This window comes from Syntrophaceae bacterium, from assembly GCA_013177825.1.
Classification (GTDB): domain Bacteria; phylum Desulfobacterota; class Syntrophia; order Syntrophales; family PHBD01; genus PHBD01.
This window is the reverse complement of the sequence record JABLXX010000003.1, coordinates 257,076-273,900: the sequence shown is the minus strand read 5'-3', so window position 1 is coordinate 273,900 and position 16,825 is coordinate 257,076. Positions and strand designations below refer to the sequence as shown.

At 61.2% G+C, this 16,825-nt stretch carries 14 protein-coding genes; 1 reads left to right on the top strand and 13 read right to left on the bottom strand.

The genetic code is table 11. The features are described from left to right. The 13 genes from rseP to HPY65_08820 all read right to left on the bottom strand — a co-directional run bounded on the left by rseP (position 1) and on the right by HPY65_08820 (position 15,972). Positions 1-1,110, bottom strand: coding sequence for an RIP metalloprotease RseP (gene rseP, locus HPY65_08880; protein ID NPU84593.1), 1,110 nt, complete (start codon positions 1,108-1,110; stop codon positions 1-3). Then, positions 1,107-2,267, bottom strand: coding sequence for a 1-deoxy-D-xylulose-5-phosphate reductoisomerase (locus HPY65_08875; GenBank protein ID NPU84592.1), 1,161 nt, complete (start codon positions 2,265-2,267; stop codon positions 1,107-1,109). Before HPY65_08875 ends, rseP begins: the two co-directional genes overlap by 4 nt. Then, complete coding sequence (locus HPY65_08870; GenBank protein NPU84591.1) at positions 2,264-3,073, bottom strand: phosphatidate cytidylyltransferase; 810 nt, start codon at positions 3,071-3,073, stop codon at positions 2,264-2,266. The genes HPY65_08875 and HPY65_08870 overlap by 4 nt, the downstream gene beginning before the upstream one ends. A 293-nt stretch (positions 3,074-3,366) precedes the next feature. Beyond that, the gene (locus tag HPY65_08865) at positions 3,367-4,047 is read right to left on the bottom strand and encodes an isoprenyl transferase (GenBank protein NPU84590.1); all 681 of its coding nucleotides are present in this window, start codon (positions 4,045-4,047) and stop codon (positions 3,367-3,369) included. Between the two features lie 382 nt (positions 4,048-4,429). Beyond that, on the bottom strand, positions 4,430-4,987 hold the full coding sequence (gene frr / locus HPY65_08860) for a ribosome recycling factor (GenBank protein NPU84589.1): 558 nt from the start codon (positions 4,985-4,987) through the stop codon (positions 4,430-4,432). Between the two features lie 3 nt (positions 4,988-4,990). Then, positions 4,991-5,707, bottom strand: coding sequence for a UMP kinase (locus HPY65_08855; GenBank protein ID NPU84588.1), 717 nt, complete (start codon positions 5,705-5,707; stop codon positions 4,991-4,993). Between the two features lies 1 nt (position 5,708). Continuing rightward, positions 5,709-6,314, bottom strand: coding sequence for a translation elongation factor Ts (gene tsf, locus HPY65_08850; protein NPU84587.1), 606 nt, complete (start codon positions 6,312-6,314; stop codon positions 5,709-5,711). A 31-nt stretch (positions 6,315-6,345) separates the two neighbouring features. Further along, entirely contained in the window at positions 6,346-7,173 is an 828-nt protein-coding gene (rpsB, locus tag HPY65_08845; GenBank protein ID NPU84586.1) for a 30S ribosomal protein S2, read from the bottom strand. Between the two features lie 207 nt (positions 7,174-7,380). Next, positions 7,381-8,577, bottom strand: coding sequence for a bifunctional glutamate N-acetyltransferase/amino-acid acetyltransferase ArgJ (argJ, locus tag HPY65_08840; protein ID NPU84585.1), 1,197 nt, complete (start codon positions 8,575-8,577; stop codon positions 7,381-7,383). Between the two features lie 57 nt (positions 8,578-8,634). Beyond that, positions 8,635-11,157, bottom strand: a complete 2,523-nt coding sequence (secA, locus tag HPY65_08835; GenBank protein ID NPU84584.1) for a preprotein translocase subunit SecA — start codon at positions 11,155-11,157, stop codon at positions 8,635-8,637. A gap of 81 nt (positions 11,158-11,238) precedes the next feature. Then, the gene (locus HPY65_08830) at positions 11,239-12,147 is read right to left on the bottom strand and encodes a M23 family metallopeptidase (protein NPU84583.1); all 909 of its coding nucleotides are present in this window, start codon (positions 12,145-12,147) and stop codon (positions 11,239-11,241) included. Positions 12,148-12,497: 350 nt separating this feature from the next. Continuing rightward, positions 12,498-14,447: a biotin/lipoyl-binding protein gene (locus HPY65_08825; GenBank protein NPU84582.1), complete on the bottom strand. Its 1,950-nt coding sequence runs from the start codon at positions 14,445-14,447 to the stop codon at positions 12,498-12,500. Between the two features lie 64 nt (positions 14,448-14,511). Further along, entirely contained in the window at positions 14,512-15,972 is a 1,461-nt protein-coding gene (locus HPY65_08820; GenBank protein NPU84581.1) for an acetyl-CoA carboxylase biotin carboxylase subunit, read from the bottom strand. Positions 15,973-16,237: 265 nt separating this feature from the next. Here HPY65_08820 and HPY65_08815 point away from each other — a divergent pair, with 265 nt between their 5' ends. Continuing rightward, positions 16,238-16,807, top strand: coding sequence for a lytic transglycosylase domain-containing protein (locus HPY65_08815; GenBank protein ID NPU84580.1), 570 nt, complete (start codon positions 16,238-16,240; stop codon positions 16,805-16,807). Positions 16,808-16,825: the final 18 nt, after the last annotated feature.

The following is a 16,825-nucleotide window of genomic DNA, read 5'->3' as shown; positions in this document are numbered from 1 at the left end:
TTATTTACCGGTAAAGAATCGCACAAAGCCTTCGTAAATCGGGTTATCCCCCAGGAGCCGATCGATGTCCATCCCGAACACGAAGATCATCAGGAGAATGAGAAATGCAAAACCCACCTGCTGGGCGATTTCACGAATTTTCATGCTCACCGGCCGCCGAATGACCGCTTCGATGACGTAGAACAGGAGATGCCCGCCGTCGAGAATCGGGATCGGCAGAAGGTTGAGAACTCCCAGATTGATGCTCAGCAGCGCCATCAGGAGGAAAAAGGGAACGAATCCTTCCTTGACCTGGGCACCGGCAAGCTGGGCGATGAAGATCGGGCCTCCCAGGGTCTTCGGGGAGATGACCCCCTCGAAGATCTTGACGATGCTCACCAGGGTGAGCTCACTCAGGTACCAAGTTTTCTTCAGGCCGACCCAGAACGCCTCGGCCGGATTCAGTCGCTCCGTCACGATTTTCGGGTCCGGACTGACGCCGATCTTCCAGGCGTCGACCTCCTCCCCGAAGAGGTTCTTTGCCTTCATCGAACGGGGGGTGACGGAAAGGTCCTGCCGCTGCCCTCCCCGGTCCACCGCGATCCGGAGCGCTTTGCCGCCGCTGGCCCCGATGATCTCCGCCAGGTGCTCCCATTTGCGGACCGGCTTCCCGTCGATGGCCACCACGGTGTCCGCCGGCCGCATCCCCGCCTCCATGGCCGCCGAGCCTTCCTGGATGGTCCCGATCGTGCTGGTCAGGGTCGGCACGCCGGCCATGTAAATGCCGGTAAAGATCAGGATGGCCAGAATGAAGTTGAAGACCGGGCCGGCCAGGACGATGCCCATGCGGACCCAGACGGACTTGTTCGAGAAGGAGCGATGGCGCTCTTCTTCCGGGAGAAGTTCCGCCTCCGATTCTCCCAGGAGCTTCACGTATCCCCCCAGGGGGATGAGGGAGAGCAGGTACTCCGTCTCCCCGATTTTCCGGCTGTAGAGCTTCCGGCCGAAGCCCAGGGAAAACTTCAGGACTCCGACTCCGGACCATTTGGCTGCCAGGAAATGCCCCAACTCATGGGCGAAGATGAGAACACCCAGGAGAACAATGACCGATAGGATGCTGATGCCGATCAAGCGCCTTGCCTCTCGATGATGGTTTGGGCCTCTTCCCTGGCCCAGCGGTCCGCCCGGAGAACGTCCTCGACGGTCCGGATGTCCTCCTTCGTGTGGCGGGAGAGAACCTCTTTAATCGTCGCCGCCATGTCTGTAAAGCGAATTTTTCCGGCGAGGAAGGCCTCCACTGCGACTTCGTTGGCCCCGTTGAGGACCGCCGGGGCGGTTCCTCCGGCTCTCCCGGCCCCGTAGGCCAGATCCAGGCTCGGGAAGCGATCCCGGTCCGGCTCCAGGAATTCAAGGATGCCCGCCCGGGTCAGATCCAGGAGCGAGCCCGGCTGCGGGATCCGCTCGGGCCAGGTCAGCGCATAGGCGATGGGGATCCGCATGTCCGGCACGCCCAGATGGGCCAGGATGGAGCCGTCCCGGAACTCCACCATGGAGTGGACGATGCTCCGGGGATGGATGACCACGTCGATCCGGTCGTAATCGACATCGAAGAGCCACCGCGCCTCGATGACCTCCAGCCCCTTGTTCATCATGGAGGCCGAGTCGATGGTGATCTTGCGCCCCATGGTCCAGTTCGGGTGCTTCAGAGCCTCTGCGGGGGTAACGGCTGCCATCTGCTCCCGGCCGTGGCGGAGAAACGGCCCCCCCGAGGCCGTCAGCACAATGCGCCGCACGGCACCCCGCTGCTGCCCCTCGAGGCACTGGAAGACGGCACTGTGCTCGCTGTCAACGGGAAGAAGCCGGACCCCTTTCGCCCGGACCCGCTCCATGACCAGGGACCCCGCCGTGACGAGGGTCTCCTTGTTGGCCAGGGCGATGTCCTTCCCCGCCTCGATGGCCGCCAGCGTCGGGAGGAGCCCCGCAGCCCCCACCAGGGCCGACAGGACCATGTCCGCACCTTTCGCCGATGCGCAAAGGCAATAGCCGTCCGTCCCGTAGAGGATGTCCGCCCGGACGGGGCCGGTCATCTCCCGGAGTCGACGGGCATGCTCCTCGTCGATGACCGAAACGACTTCCGGGTTGAACTCCTCGATCTGCTTTATCAGCAGGTCCAGGTTTCGTCCCGCCGCAAGGGCGACCACGTCGAAGCGGGAGCGGTTCCGCCGCACCACGTCCAGAGCGCTGGTTCCGATGGAACCGGTGGATCCGAGAATCGAGAGTTTTCTCATGGAAGAAGGAAAAGTTTGTAATAGTAGACGAACGGCCCGATGAAGATGAGGCAGTCCAGGCGGTCCAGGAACCCTCCATGGCCCGGGAGGAGTGTTCCCGAATCCTTCGTCCCCGAGGCCCTCTTCAGGGCCGACTCGCAGAGGTCGCCGAGCTGCCCGATGACGCTCCCCGCGAGGGCCAGGGCCACCGTGTGTCCCACCGGCAGGTCCGGCAGGAAGAAGTACCGGTAGATGAGGCAGAACAGGAGGCTTCCGGCGAAGAGGCCCAGGGTCCCCTCGACAGTCTTCCCGGGACTCACCAGGGGAAGCAGCTTGTTCCGCCCGAAGGTCCTGCCCACGTAAAAGGCCGCCACATCACCCGAAAACGCCAGGACAAGAACGAAAAAAATCCACAGGACCCCGTCCGGTGCCTGCCGGATCATGATGATGTGGGACATCATCAGGGGGATGTAGAGGATGCCGAAGACGAGTTTCTGCACCGGCAGGATGTCGAAACGTTCCTCCCGGATCCGGGGCAGGTAGGTCATGAAGACGATCAGGACCGAAAAGGCGACCACGGCCATCAGGATACGGGCATCGCCGGTTCGGGCGGCGAGACAGACCGCGCCGGCGAAGAGGAGGCCCTCCCACCGCTCCCAGGGATGCCCCTCCCCGAAGGACATGCGGGTGTACTCCTCCATCCCGAGGAGGACGACGGCCAGGATCAGGAGGAAGAACAAGAGCTCCCCCCCGAAAAGAACCAGGGCGAACAGGATCGGCACAGCGACGATTGCTGTGAGCCAGCGTTGTAAGTGTGAACTCGCCATGACACCTCCGGTCTGTTGAAAAACGCCCGTCTGCTGTGTTTCCCTCATCCTTCGCCACTCGACGTACGAACGGGAACGACTCGCGGCTCAGGATTTCGGGGGCCTTGCATCCGGGCATTTTTGAACAGCCCGGTTGAATACCTATTCCGCTGTTTACCGATGGGCGAATAATCCTCCGTTCCTTGCCGGCGATCCCGTGCATCGAGCCGGGATGTTTCCACGGGGAACGAGTCCGATTCACCGTCCCACAGTCATACCGAGATGCAGGCGAGCGTTTTTCAACAGCCCGCCCATTAGAGTTGTTCGGACGTCAACCCGAACCTTCTCTCCCGCTGCTGATAGGCGGTAATAGCCTTCAGGAGCTCGTTGCGATCGAAATCGGGCCACAGGACGTCGGTAAAGAAGAACTCCGTATAGGCCATCTGCCAGAGGAGAAAATTGCTGATCCGGAATTCTCCACTCGTCCGGATGAGCAGGTCCGGATCGGGAATTCCGGTGGTCTGGAGGTGTTCCTCGAACGTTTCCCTTGCTATGTCCTCAGGAGCAAGGAGTCCGGTCGCGCATTTTCCGGCCATGGCCCGCACCGCTTCGAGAATCTCGTCCCGGCCTCCGTAGCTCAGCGCCAGGATCAGGACCATCTCCCGGTTCTCCTTCGTGGCTTCCATCGTCTCCCGGAGAAAACGCTTCACCGGTTCCCGGAGCGCCGCGGTGTTTCCAATCGTCTGCAGGCGGATCCCCTGCTCCTGAAGCTCCCGGGACTCGGACTGTAGATAGTCGACCAGCAGGTCCATCAGGGCCGATACCTCCCGGGCCGGCCGCATCCAGTTCTCCACCGAAAAGGCGTACAGCGTCAGGTATTGAATGCCGATCTGTCTGCAGGTCCGCACGGTCGTCCGGACGGCCTCGGCCCCCTTCCGGTGGCCGGCGATTCTTCCCAGGGCATGCTTTTTCGCCCAGCGCCCATTGCCGTCCATGATGACGGCAATGTGCCGGGGCAGATTTTTCGGATCGATCCCGTTGAAATCGCTCACGGATAGACTCTCCCCCTGCTTCCGGCCCTAACACATCCCTAGTTCGAATGCAAACGCCCGTCCCGGCAGGAGCACCATCAGCTTTCCAGACCGCTCAAAAGGGGTTGGATACCAGGCTCCCGAAGTCCTGAGCCGCGCGGCGCACTTCATGTTACGTTGAGCGGCTGAGTGACGAGGGAAACGCCGCAGTCAGCCCCTCATCAACAGCCTGACAAAAAAAAGGGAGCTTCCGCTCCCTTCCCCTGCCGGCCCCGCGGGGCCGGAATACCTTTGAATCCATGATCGCCGGAAACCTGTTTCGGAGCGATGATATCGACATGCCCCATCAGATTTCCATGATCTCCTTCTCTTTCGCCGCCAGAAGGTCATCCACTTTCTCGATGGCCTTGTCCATTCGCTTCTTCACTTCCTCCTGCTGCGTGAACATCTCGTCCTCGGAGATCTTGTTGTCCTTCTTCAGGGTCTTGAACTCCTCGTTGGCGTCGCGGCGTGCGTTCCGCAGCTTGACCTTGCTTTCCTCGGTCATCTTCTTGACGACCTTGACCAGCTCCTTCCGGCGCTCTTCCGTAAGTGCCGGAATGGCCAGACGCACCAGTTTGCCGTCATTGGTGGGGGTAAGGCCGATGTCCGCCTTCTGGATCGCCTTTTCGATAGCGCCGATGACGCTGATGTCCCAGGGGGAAATCAGGATCATCCGGCTCTCCGGAATCGAAAGGTTGGCCACCTGGTTCAGCGGCGTGGGCACCCCGTAGTAATCGACCTTGATCCCGTCCAGGAGCGCCAGGGAGGCACGTCCCGTTCGAACCTTGCTGAACGACTTCTCCAAGGCTCCGATAGACCGGTCCATATCTTCCTTCAGCGTGGCAAATACCTTTTCTTTCATGATTTACGCTCCTAACCGGGTCCCTACCGGTTCCCCGCAGAGTACCCGCTTGATGTTCCCACTCTTCTGGAGGTTGAAGACGATCACCGGCATGCCGTTCTCCCGGCAGAGAGAAACGGCCGTGCCGTCCATCACTTTCAGGTCCTTCACCAGGACATCTGCATAGCCGATGCGTTCGAAAAAGACCGCTTCCGGGTGATTGACGGGATCCCGGTCATAGACGCCGTCCACTTTCGTGGCCTTCAGGAGAACATCGGCCTTGATCTCGACGGCTCGGAGTGCCGCCGCCGTGTCGGTGGTAAAAAACGGGTTTCCCGTCCCTCCCGCCAGCAGAAGAACGCGCCCCTCCTCGAGGTAACGAATGGCTCGCCTCTGGATGTAGGGTTCGGCCACCCCTTTGACGTCCAGGGCGGACAGGACACGGGCCGGAACCCCCTGGGCCTCCAGGGCGCTCTGCATGGTCAGGCAGTTGATGACCGTGGCCAGCATTCCCGTGTAGTCCGCCGCCGTCCGGTCCATGCCTCGGGCAGCGGCGACACCGCCACGCCAGATGTTGCCGCCGCCGATGACGAGGCCCATCTGGACTCCCAACGCCGCAACCGACTTGAGTTCCCGGGCGATCCCCTCGATCACCTCGAAATCGAAGCCGAAGCCCTTGCCGCCGGCAAGGGCTTCGCCGCTGAGTTTCAACAGAACCCTGCGATAGACCGGCCGTTCCAAATCAGCCCTTCAACTCTTCTCCCAGCTGGAACCGGGCGAAGCGACGGATGATGATGTTCTCTCCCGTCTTGGCGATCATCTCGTTCAGAAGCGTCTTCACCGTGATGTCTGTGTTTTTGATGAACTTCTGATCCAGGAGGCACACATCCTCATAGTACTTCCGGAGCTTCCCCTCGATGATCTTGTCCCAGATCTTCTCGGGCTTTTTCTCCTGGGCAAGCTGATCGCGATAAATGGCCTTCTCCCGTTCCATATCGGCCTCGGGGATCTCTTCGCTGTTCAGGTACAGGGGATTCGACGCCGCCACGTGCATGGCGATGTCCTTGACGAAAGCGGTGAAATTGTCCGTCTTCGCCACGAAGTCGGTCTCGCAGTTCACCTCGACCAGGACGCCGATCTTTCCTCCCATGTGAATGTAGGAACCGACGGCGCCGTCCTTGGCGGCCTTGGAAGAGCGCTTGGTCGCCGCCGACATGCCCTTTTTGCGCAGAAAGTCGATGGCCTTTTCAAAATCGCCATCCGAGGCCTGAAGGGCCTCCTTGCAGTCCATCATGCCGGCGCCCGTTTTCGTTCTCAGCTCTTTTACCATTCCGGATGTAATTTCCAATGCTCAAACCTCCATCCTTGTATCTGTGGAATTATGCACTTACTTCCGCCGCCCCGTCCTGTGCCTCGGGACTTTCCTTCCGCTCTACGCTCTCCGGAACATCCGGCTCGGCCTCCTCGACGGGTGTCTCCGCCGGGGCATTCTTGTCGCTCTCTGCCTGGAGCTTTTCCTCGTAGCGCCTCTTTCCTTCCAGGACCGCGTCGGCGATGCGGGAAGAAAAGAGTTTGATGGCCCGGATGGCGTCGTCATTCCCCGGGATGACGTAATCGATCAGGTCGGGGTTGCAGTTCGTATCCACGATGGCCGTAATGGGAATGCCGAGCTTCCGGGCTTCCTGAACGGCAATGTCCTCCCGCTTCGGATCCACGATGAACAGCCCTCCCGGATGCCCCTTGAGGGTCCGGATTCCGCCGAGGACCTTGATCAACTTGTCCCGCTCCTTCTGGAGCTTCATGATCTCCTTTTTCGGAAATGCGCGGACGCTTTCGTCCTGGAACATCTTGTCCAGCATGTTCAGGCGGTCGATGCTCTTCTTGATGGTGACGAAATTGGTCAGCATCCCGCCGAGCCAACGCTGGTTCACGTGAGGCATGCCGCACCGCTCCGATTCCTCGCGAATCGACTCCTGGGACTGTTTCTTCGTTCCCACAAACAGGATGGTACCCCCGTTCGCCACGGTGTTCACAACAAAGTCGTAGGCCTTGTGGAACATCTCGACGGTCTGCTGGAGGTCGATGATGTAGATGCCGTTCCGGGCGCCGAAGATGTAGGTCTTCATCTTCGGGTTCCATTTGTTGGTCTGGTGACCGAAGTGGACTCCCGCCTCAAGCAGGAGCTTCATGGAAATCAATGCTGCCATAGTCTTTCTCCTTTTGTTTTTTCCTCCACCCCCATCACCCCGCCAGGGAACTTTTCCAAGGAAAAGCAACCCCCTGCCGGTCCGGGGATGTGCGAAATCTGGTGGCCATTAGCATAAAGGGATTCCCTTGGCAAGGGAAAACCCGGTCTCCTTTCGATCCTGCCGCGGGAGTGACAGCCCCCGCGCCCCGACAAATGGAATTCCCGCTCAGGTCGTGTAATGCGCGTTGATCTTGACGTAATCGAAGGTCAGGTCGGACGCATGAAGGCTGAACGTTCCCCTGCCCACGGAAAGGTTGATCCGGACATGGATGCGGTCGGCCGCCATGATCCCGGCCAGTTCCGGTACTGCCGCGGGAATGCCCCGCCCGCCGGAGAAAACCGTCACACCGCCGAAGGACACGTCGACGGCATCGGGATCCACGGATACGCCGGAAGCCCCGACGGCCTGGATCACCCGTCCCCAGTTGGGATCGCCCCCGAAACACGCCGTCTTGAACAGGTTCGAGTTCCCCACGGCATAGGCCACTCTCCGGGCCTCCGCCTTCGTTCTTCCTCCCAAGACTTCGACCGTGACGATCTTGGTCGCCCCCTCCCCGTCGCGGACCATGGCCAGGGCCATCTCCTCCAGTACGGCGGACAGCATGCTCCGGAACATCCGGCCGTCCCGGCCGCCCTTCCGGAAGGGACGGTTTCCCGCCCGGCCGTTCGCCAGGATCAGGACCGTGTCGTTGGTGCTCATGCAGCCGTCCACGGTGATCGCGTTGAAGCTGCGGGACACGCCCTCCCGGAGCAGGTCTTCCAGGAGAGGGGCATCGACGGCCGCGTCGGTGAGGACGTAGGAAAGTAGAGTCGCCATGTTCGGCTGGATCATGCCCGCTCCCTTGGCCATCCCGAGGACCGTCACGGGCCTGCCGTCGATGTTCTCCACGCGCACGGCCATCTTGGGGAAGCGGTCCGTCGTGAGGATCGCCTCCTGTGCATCTTCCATTCCGTCCGGCCGGAGGGATCCTGCGAGCGGCCGGATGCCGGCAAGGATCTTCCCGACCGGGAGGCGCCGGCCGATAACCCCCGTGGAGGCCACCAGGATCAGGTCATCCGGAATGCCCAACGCCTCCGAGACGGCCCGGGATGAAGCCCGGGCGTCCTCAACCCCTTCGGGACCGTTTGCTGCGTTGGCGTTTCCGCTGTTGGTCAGGATGGCCTGGGCCCGGCCGGACCGGATGCGCTCCATGTCCAAGATCACCGGGGCGGCCTTGAAGGTGTTGGTCGTGAACAGGCCGGCCGCCGCGGCCGGTTCGTCCGAGACGATGAGGGCCAGGTCCTTCCGCCCGTTCTCCTTGATCCCCGCAGCGATCCCCGCCGCCCGAAAACCGGGGACGGTTAAACTTTCGTCTTTACTCATCCTTCAGCCTTCTCCCACCGCAACACGGCACCGGGAACGCTTCATGCGGCCGTTTTCTCAATTTGCGCCACAACACTTCTTGTATTTCTTTCCGCTCCCGCAGGGGCAGGGATCGTTCCGCCCGACCTTTTCACCGGTCCGCTTCACCGGGGCAGCGGCCGCTCCGTCTCCTCCCCGGCTCATGACGTACTCCTGCTCCTGCCGCCGCTGGATCCGCTCGACCTCGTCCTCCCGCTGGATTCGGACCATACAGAGCTTCTCCAGGCTGTCCATCTTGATCCGCTCGATCATCTCCATGAACATGTCGTACCCTTCCTTCTGGTATTCCCGGACCGGATCCTTCTGGCCGTATCCCCGGAGGCCGATCCCCTCCTTGAGGTGGTCCATGGCCAACAGGTGGTCCTTCCACTGGGTATCGATGGCGTTCAGCATGATCACCCGGAGGAGATATTCCATCAGCTCCGTCCCGAATTCCGCTTCCTTCCCCTTCAGAAGTCCCATCACCGCTTCGCGGATCTCTTCTTGGATCACGGCGGGCCGCAGGTCCTCCCGATCGGAAAAGTTCATTTTCAGGGAAAACTGCTTGAAGACCATGTCCTCCAGCCCCTTGAGATCCCCTTCCTCCGCGTGGCCCTTCTCGTCAATGAAATCCGGAATCAGATCGTCCAGGACGTCCCCCAGCATCTCCTCCAGGTCCGACCAGAGGCCTTCGCCTCCCCGGAGCACCTTGCGGCGTTGCTCGTAGATGACCTGCCGCTGGCGGTTCATGACATCGTCGTATTCCAGGAGGTGTTTCCGGATCTCGAAGTTCTGTCCTTCCACGCGCTTCTGCGAGTTCTCGATCGCCTTGGAGATCATCCGGTGCTCAATGGGCTGGTTCTCTTCAATGCCGATTCGGTCCATGATGGCGGAGATCTTTTCACCCCCGAAGATGCGCATCAGGTCGTCATCGAGGGACAGGTAGAATCGGGAAGACCCCATGTCCCCCTGGCGTCCCGACCGGCCCCGGAGCTGGTTGTCGATCCGCCGGCTCTCGTGGCGCTCCGTCCCCAGGATGTGGAGGCCCCCCAGCTCCGCGACGCCGTCTCCCAGCTTGATGTCGGTTCCTCGCCCCGCCATGTTGGTCGAGATGGTCACCATGCCCTTCTGGCCCGCCTGGGCGACGATCTCCGCCTCCCTGTCGTGCTGCTTGGCGTTGAGAACGTGGTGCTTCACTCCCGAACGGGAAAGAAGCTTGCTCAGGTGCTCCGATTTCTCGATGGAGATCGTGCCCACCAGGACGGGCCGTCCGTTCCGGTGCATCTCCTTGATCTCTTCGATGACGGCATTGAATTTTTCCACTTCCGTCTTGTAGACCACGTCTCCCGCGTCGTTCCGGATCATGGGCATGTTCGTCGGGACGACCACCACCTCGAGGCCGTAGATCTTCTTGAACTCCTCCGCCTCCGTATCGGCGGTACCGGTCATGCCCGCCAGCTTGTCGTACATGCGGAAGTAGTTCTGGAAGGTGATGGACGCCAGGGTCTGATTTTCCCGCTCGATCTTGACCTTCTCCTTCGCCTCCAGGGCCTGATGCAGGCCGTCGCTGTAACGCCTCCCCGGCATGAGCCGGCCGGTGAACTCGTCGACGATGATGACCTCGCCGTCCTTCACCATGTAGTCCACGTCCCGCTTGAAGAGGGTGTGGGCACGGAGGGCCTGGTTCACGTGGTGGACGATCTCGATGTTCCTTGGCTCGTAGAGGTTCTGGACCTTCAGGAGGGTTTCCACCCGGGCGACGCCCTCCTCGGTCAGCACCACGGTCTTGCTCTTTTCCTCGATCGTGTAGTCCGTGTCCTTGTGAAGACGCGGGATGATCTGGTTGATCCGGTAGTACTTGTCCGTCGATTCGTCGGAGGGCCCGGAGATGATGAGGGGTGTCCGGGCCTCGTCGATGAGGATGCTGTCGACCTCGTCGACGATGGCATAGTTGAAGTCCCTCTGGACGTAGTCGTCCAGGGTGAACTTCATGTTGTCCCGGAGATAGTCAAACCCGAACTCGTTGTTCGTTCCGTATGTAATATCGGACAGATAGGCCTTTCTGCGCTCCGCGTCGTCCATGCCGTGGACGATAACGCCCACGGTCAGTCCGAGGAAATTGTAGACAGGACCCATCCACGAGGCATCGCGACGGGCCAGGTAGTCGTTCACCGTGACCAAATGGGCGCCCCTGCCCGCCAGGGCGTTCAGGTACATCGGCATGGTCGCCGCCAGGGTTTTTCCTTCCCCGGTCTTCATCTCGGCGATCTTCCCCTCGTGAAGAACGATGCCGCCGATGACCTGCACGTCGAAGGGGCGCATCAGCAGGGTCCGCCGGGACACCTCCCGCACGACCGCAAAGGCCTCCGGCAGGATGTCCTCCAGGGAGGCGCCGTTGTCCAGTTTCTCCTTGAAATACGGGGTTTTCGCCCGTAGCTCGGCGTCACTCAAGGCCAGCATGGCCGGTTCCAGGTCGTTGACTTCCTCCAGAAGGAAGGACAGGCGCTTGAGATCGCGGTCGTTCTTGCTGCCCACGATTTTTTTCAGGATGTTTTCAAACATGTTGGTTATCCAATAAAAAAACCGGCGTCACACCGGTGTCAGACATTCGGCCGCCCAAGTGAGGACGGAAGGGCATACTTCCTATGGGCGCAGATAACTTCGGGGATTCACGGCAACCCCGCTGAAATGGACCGAGTAATGCAGATGGGAACCGGTGCTGCGGCCGGTGTTCCCGACATATCCGATGATTTCCCCCCTGCGGACGATCGCTCCCTGCCGGACGGCGATCCGGGACATGTGGCCATAGGTCGTGGAGAGCCCCCGGCCATGGTCGACCTTGACCATGTTGCCCAGACCGCTCTGCCGCGCCGCTTCGAGCACCACCCCGTCGGCGGGCACACGGATGGGCATTCCCTGCTGCGTGGCGATGTCGATGCCGTCGTGATGCTCCCGGCCCCCACCGAAGGGGGAGGAGCGGGTGCCGAATTCGGATGTCACGAGCCCCCGTACCGGCCAGAGGGACGGGGTTGACGCGATAACCGACCGCTGACGGTTCAGGAACTTCAGGATCTGGACAAAGCTTTTCTCCTGTGCGGCCGCATCCTGCTCCAGCCGGTCAACACCCCGGACGACCTCCTTCAGGATGGCCTGTCGGTCTCCATCCAGGCGCGACGGAACGAGCCGCTCGTCCGGTACGGTGCCCCCGATCCCGAGGATCTCCTGTTTGTCGCGGTTGCTCTCGATATTGGCGGCGATCCGGATCTTCCGGTCGAACTCCTTCAACTCGTCGATCCTGGCACCATACCGCTCCAGGCGGCCGGCAAGGTCGACGATCTGCTTCTCCTGATTTCCCGTGACCGCCCGCAGGCGGGCCAGTTCGGAGGCATCCCGGCGGATGGAGATATAGTCGTAGGCCAAGTAGAGGGAGAGGAGAACAACGGTTGCCAGGACCGCGGCCAGCCCTGTCAGGAGAGAACCCGGAATCCCGAAGGTATGGACGGGACCGTCCCTTCGGGGAATGATCAAGAGGGTAAAGCCGCGTTTCGCCATCCTGACTCCTTGCCATTCCGCGTCCCCTCCGGTCGTCGCCCGGAGGAGGCTGAACATCCTCTTTCGGGTTGGATGCGGGCGGATCACCGAAGCGCGAACGGGATGAGATTGGAACCGACGGATACCTGGTTGCAAAGGGTTCGCCACGTTACCACGGATGCCGGGAAAGTCAAGACCGAAATCCCGGATCCGTCCGTTTCTCCCCTTTTTTCAGCTGGTTGCGTTCAAACAAAACGGTGATCGGAGCCCGGTGCGGCGCCCTCGTCCGTAATCCCGGAAACAGGACCGGCGACCGACTGCTCTCTCGGGCGGGATCCCCTCGTTCACGTCCGCGGAGGAGTGCCGTCGCCCTATTCCTTCCGGACGGTCATCAGGGGATCTCCCACTTCGACCTTGTCGCCCGGGGACACCCGGATCTCCACCACCTGCCCCTTCAGGTCGGAAGCCACATTGTTGAGCATCTTCATGGCCTCCAGGATGATCAGGACCTGTCCCGGCTCGACCTCCGCCCCTTCCGTAACGGGAATCTCGCTGACCGTCCCGCTGATATGGGACCGGATATCGCCCTTCTTGGCCAGCTCGCTGATCTCTTTGGCCGACAGGACCATCTTTTTCTTCGCCTGCTCGTTCCCCTCCTCCTCCAGGACGGTGAGGACGGGCTCGGTGTGGTGGTCGATGACCATGTAGGTGACCATGTCGCCCGCCTTGGTTTTCCGCTGCGGTCCGATCTCGATGGTATGGAGCCGGCCGAAAGCGTCCGGGAAATCGAACTTCTCGCCCTGCGAGAAACCTCCCCGGTTGAACCAGATTTTCGGCGACAGGACCCACGTCTTCCCGAACTTCGTCTCGAACTTGAGGAAGTTGACGGCATCGTTCGGATGCTGCAGGTAGAGCACCAGTTCGTCTTCCGTGGCATGACGGCCCAGGCGCTTTTCCAGGACCTTTTTCTCCACGTCGAGGTCCACGTCGTCGATGCGCTGGTAACAGGTGTCGCACTCCCGGATCTGCTTCCAGTCGGGACCGAATACGGCCCGGTAGATTTCGTCGGAGGGCCAGTAGAACGGGAGATCGCCGTATCGTCCCAGCATCAGGCTCTTCAGGTCGTCGTTGGCGTCCTTGTAACGGACGCCTTTCAGGACGTTGTTCACCGCCGTGGTCCAGAGGATCTGGGAGCCCGGCGTCACGCTCCACCAGTTTCCCAGCTCGGTCTGCACGCGGGGAAGCTCCCGCTGGAGGATCTCCGGCATCCGGTGGAGGAAGCCACCCTTGACGGCCTGTTCGAAACTGGAACCCGTGGCCCCGCCGGGGAGCTTGTGCACCTGGACGGAGGGATCGAACCCCAGGAACTGGGACTCGAGATCCTTGTAGAACTCGCGCTCCGGCCGGAGCATGCTGGACGTGTCGAGAACGGACTGCTTGTCGATGCCCATGGCCCGATGGCCGTATTCCTCCAGGGTTTCGATCACCGTGAGGAGCGGCGGTGGGCCGTAGAAGCCGGTAAAGGCGTGGTCCGCCGCGTCGGCGATTTTCGCCCCGTTGCGCACCGCCTCGACGATCCGCCCGATGTCGTTCCCGTCGGTGTTGTGGCCGTGATAGTGGATGATGAGGTCCGGGTACCGGTCCAGGATGGCCCGCACCAGGTCCCCGATGCGTTTCGACGTCCCGAGGCCGCCGTGGTTCTTGATGCACAGGAGGATGTCAGGCCCCGTCACGTCGAGGATCTCCCCCACCTTGCCCACGTAGTATTCGTCGGTGTGCTCGGGTCCGGTGGAGAAGCAGATGGACGGCTCCAGGATGCATCCCGACGCCTGCACCTCCTCGAATACCGCCCGCATGTTGGGGATGTAGTTGAGGAAGTCGAACACGCGCCAGACGTGGACATAGCGGGCGAAGGTCCGCACCGTCAGGCGGACCACGTTTTCCGGATAGGGACGGTAACCGAAGAGGTTGATCCCCCGGCAGAGGGTCTGGAACATGGTCTCGGGCATGCGCTCGCTCAACACCTGGAGCTTCTCCAGGGGATTGATCTGCTTGCGCAGCATGTCCACATGGACCGAGGCCCCGCCCGTGATCTCGAGGGACAGGTAGCCCGCGTCGTTGCGCGGCCGGGCCACGAGGAGCTGGGTATGGGGCATGATCCGGTTTTTGAAATCCGACTGGGACTGGTCCCTCTCGGTATTGGTCAGATAGTAACCCTCGGCCTGCCGGATCTTGTCCAGCACGAACCGGACTCCTCGTTCCCGGAGGTCTTGCGGGGAAATCCGCTCGTCGAGCAGGTTCTGGGAAATATTGTTCAGCATGGTTCCTCCCCGTCTCCCTTTTCAGGCCGGCCGCTGCGGTTTCCCACCGCCGGAACCGGGAGACTCAGTATGCGTAAGGGTTGATCTTGCGGGCGTGAATCTCCGCGATGAGTTCCGCCAGTTTCGCCACCTCGCGCTCCGGCTCCGGGTATTCGAAGATCCCGGGATGCGTCTCCAGGTAGCTCGTATCGAACCGGCCCGCCTGGAAGTCGGGTTCGTCGCAGATGGACAGGTAGAATGGGATCGTGGTCTTGGGCCCCACGATGAGGAATCCCTGAAGGGCCCTTTTCAGCCGCTGGATGGCCTGTTCCCAGTTCAGCCCCCGGACGGTCATCTTGACCATCATCGAGTCGTATTCCGTGGGGATCTTGAATCCCTGGTAGACCACGCCGTCCAGCCGGACGCCGGGTCCGCCGGAGGACTGGTATACCTCCAGCCTCTTGCCGCCCTCGGGCATGAAGTTGTTTTTCGGGTCTTCGGCGTTGATCCGGACCTGAATGGCCTTCCCCCGGAGATGCCCCAACTCCTGGGGAATGCTAAGGACGTGGCCCTCAGCGATACGGATCTGCTCCCGGACGATGTCCACCCCGGAGAGCTCCTCCGTTACGGTGTGCTCCACCTGTAGCCGGGTATTCATCTCCATGAACCAGAATTCGTTGGTCTTCGAGTCGACCAGGAATTCCACCGTCCCGGCGTTGACATAGCCCGACTCGCGGGAGAAGCGGATGGCGCAATCGCACATCGCCTCGAGGACGTCCGGCGGCAGGTCCGCCGGTGCGATCTCCAGGAGCTTCTGATGACGCCGCTGGATCGAGCAGTCTCTCGTTCCCAGGTGGATCACGTTGCCGTGTTTGTCCGCCAGGATCTGCACTTCCACGTGGCGCGGCGCCTCGATGCACTTCTCCACGTAGATGTTCTCATCGTTGAAGGCCGCCAGCGTCTCCGCGCGGGCCTGGGGAATCTGCTTAAGAAGGTCGGCTTCGTCGATCACTTTCCGGATGCCCCGGCCGCCGCCGCCGGCGGACGCCTTGAGCATCAGGGGGTATCCGTGCATCCGCCCGAAATCGACGGCCTCCCGGACGCCTGCCTCGCCGCGGCGCAAATCCGACGTTCCGGGAACACAGGGAATCCCGGCCTTCATGGCGATCTGCCGGGCCACGACCTTGTTGCCCAGGTTGCTGATCACACCGGGAGGGGGGCCGATGAAGATGATTCCCGCCTTGTCGCAGGCAGCCGAAAAATCGGGATTCTCCGCCAGGAAGCCGTAACCCGGATGGATCGCGTCGGCACCGCTCTTGCGAGCCGCCCAGATGATCTTATCAATGTCCAGGTAATCCTTCCTGGGCCCGTCGCCGATCATGATGGCGTCTTCGGCCATCCGGATGTAATACGCCTCGCTGTCGGGACTTTCATAAACAACGACGACATCCAGGGACAGCTCTTTGGCAGTCCTCAGGATCCGGAGGGCGATCTCCCCCCGGTTCGCAATCATCACGCGCCTGATTTGCCGTACGGTCACTTTCATATTCCGCCTTTCCGATGGAAGGCCCATTTCTCCTCTTGTGTTCGTTTGCAACGGATGGATGCTGCGACATTCCGATAAACGTGGAGAGATCTGGACCTGCTGATAATCGAGCGTGACCTTATACTCAGTATCAATTTATATGTCAAGAAGGATATCATCCCGTAATCCCCCTGAAAATGCTTGCATTCCCATCCGCGGTCTCTTAACATACCGGGCTTGAGAGGTGGATATGCCGGCAACGAAGCACGTAACGCGGGGCGGATGGATGGTTCTTGCCCTGCTCCTTATTCTACCTGCCCTGCCGGGCGACGTCGCGGCGGACATCTACAAATACGTGGACGAGACCGGGATTATTCACCTCACGAACGTTCCCACCGACACAAACAAAAAATATACGCTGATCATGAGAGAGCCGCGGGTTCTCTTCAACCGCAAAATCGCGCGGGACATCACCAAGTACGACCCGATCATCACCCAGTCGGCCCGGAAGCACGGGATGGACCCGGCACTGATCAAGGCGGTCATCAAAGCCGAGTCGAATTTCAACCACCAGGCCGTTTCTCCGAAGGGAGCCCGGGGCCTCATGCAGCTCATGCCAGCCACGGCCTCATCGCTTCAGGTCGACGATTCCTTCCACCCGCAAAAGAACATCGACGGCGGAGTCCGCTATCTCCGCTACCTGATCCAGCTCTTCAACGGCGATCTCCGGCTGGCCCTGGCGGCCTACAACGCCGGCGAGAAAGCCGTCCAGCGCTACGGCGGCATTCCCCCCTACCGGGAGACCCAGCAGTACGTGCAGCGGGTCCTTTCCTACCTGGACACTTACCGCAAATAAGGCGCTCTCCCGGCAGGC

What these genes read in the sequence shown, in the direction of transcription:
- frr (NPU84589.1), bottom strand. Translation starts at nt 4,987, where the DNA reads ATGAAAGAAAAGGTATTTGCCACGCTGAAGGAAGATATGGACCGGTCT.
- rpsB (NPU84586.1), bottom strand. Translation starts at nt 7,173, where the DNA reads ATGGCAGCATTGATTTCCATGAAGCTCCTGCTTGAGGCGGGAGTCCAC.
- HPY65_08875 (NPU84592.1), bottom strand. Translation starts at nt 2,267, where the DNA reads ATGAGAAAACTCTCGATTCTCGGATCCACCGGTTCCATCGGAACCAGC.
- argJ (NPU84585.1), bottom strand. Translation starts at nt 8,577, where the DNA reads ATGAGTAAAGACGAAAGTTTAACCGTCCCCGGTTTTCGGGCGGCGGGG.
- HPY65_08830 (NPU84583.1), bottom strand. Translation starts at nt 12,147, where the DNA reads ATGGCGAAACGCGGCTTTACCCTCTTGATCATTCCCCGAAGGGACGGT.
- HPY65_08825 (NPU84582.1), bottom strand. Translation starts at nt 14,447, where the DNA reads ATGCTGAACAATATTTCCCAGAACCTGCTCGACGAGCGGATTTCCCCG.
- HPY65_08820 (NPU84581.1), bottom strand. Translation starts at nt 15,972, where the DNA reads ATGAAAGTGACCGTACGGCAAATCAGGCGCGTGATGATTGCGAACCGG.
- secA (NPU84584.1), bottom strand. Translation starts at nt 11,157, where the DNA reads ATGTTTGAAAACATCCTGAAAAAAATCGTGGGCAGCAAGAACGACCGC.
- HPY65_08870 (NPU84591.1), bottom strand. Translation starts at nt 3,073, where the DNA reads ATGGCGAGTTCACACTTACAACGCTGGCTCACAGCAATCGTCGCTGTG.
- HPY65_08865 (NPU84590.1), bottom strand. Translation starts at nt 4,047, where the DNA reads ATGGACGGCAATGGGCGCTGGGCGAAAAAGCATGCCCTGGGAAGAATC.
- HPY65_08815 (NPU84580.1), top strand. Translation starts at nt 16,238, where the DNA reads ATGGTTCTTGCCCTGCTCCTTATTCTACCTGCCCTGCCGGGCGACGTC.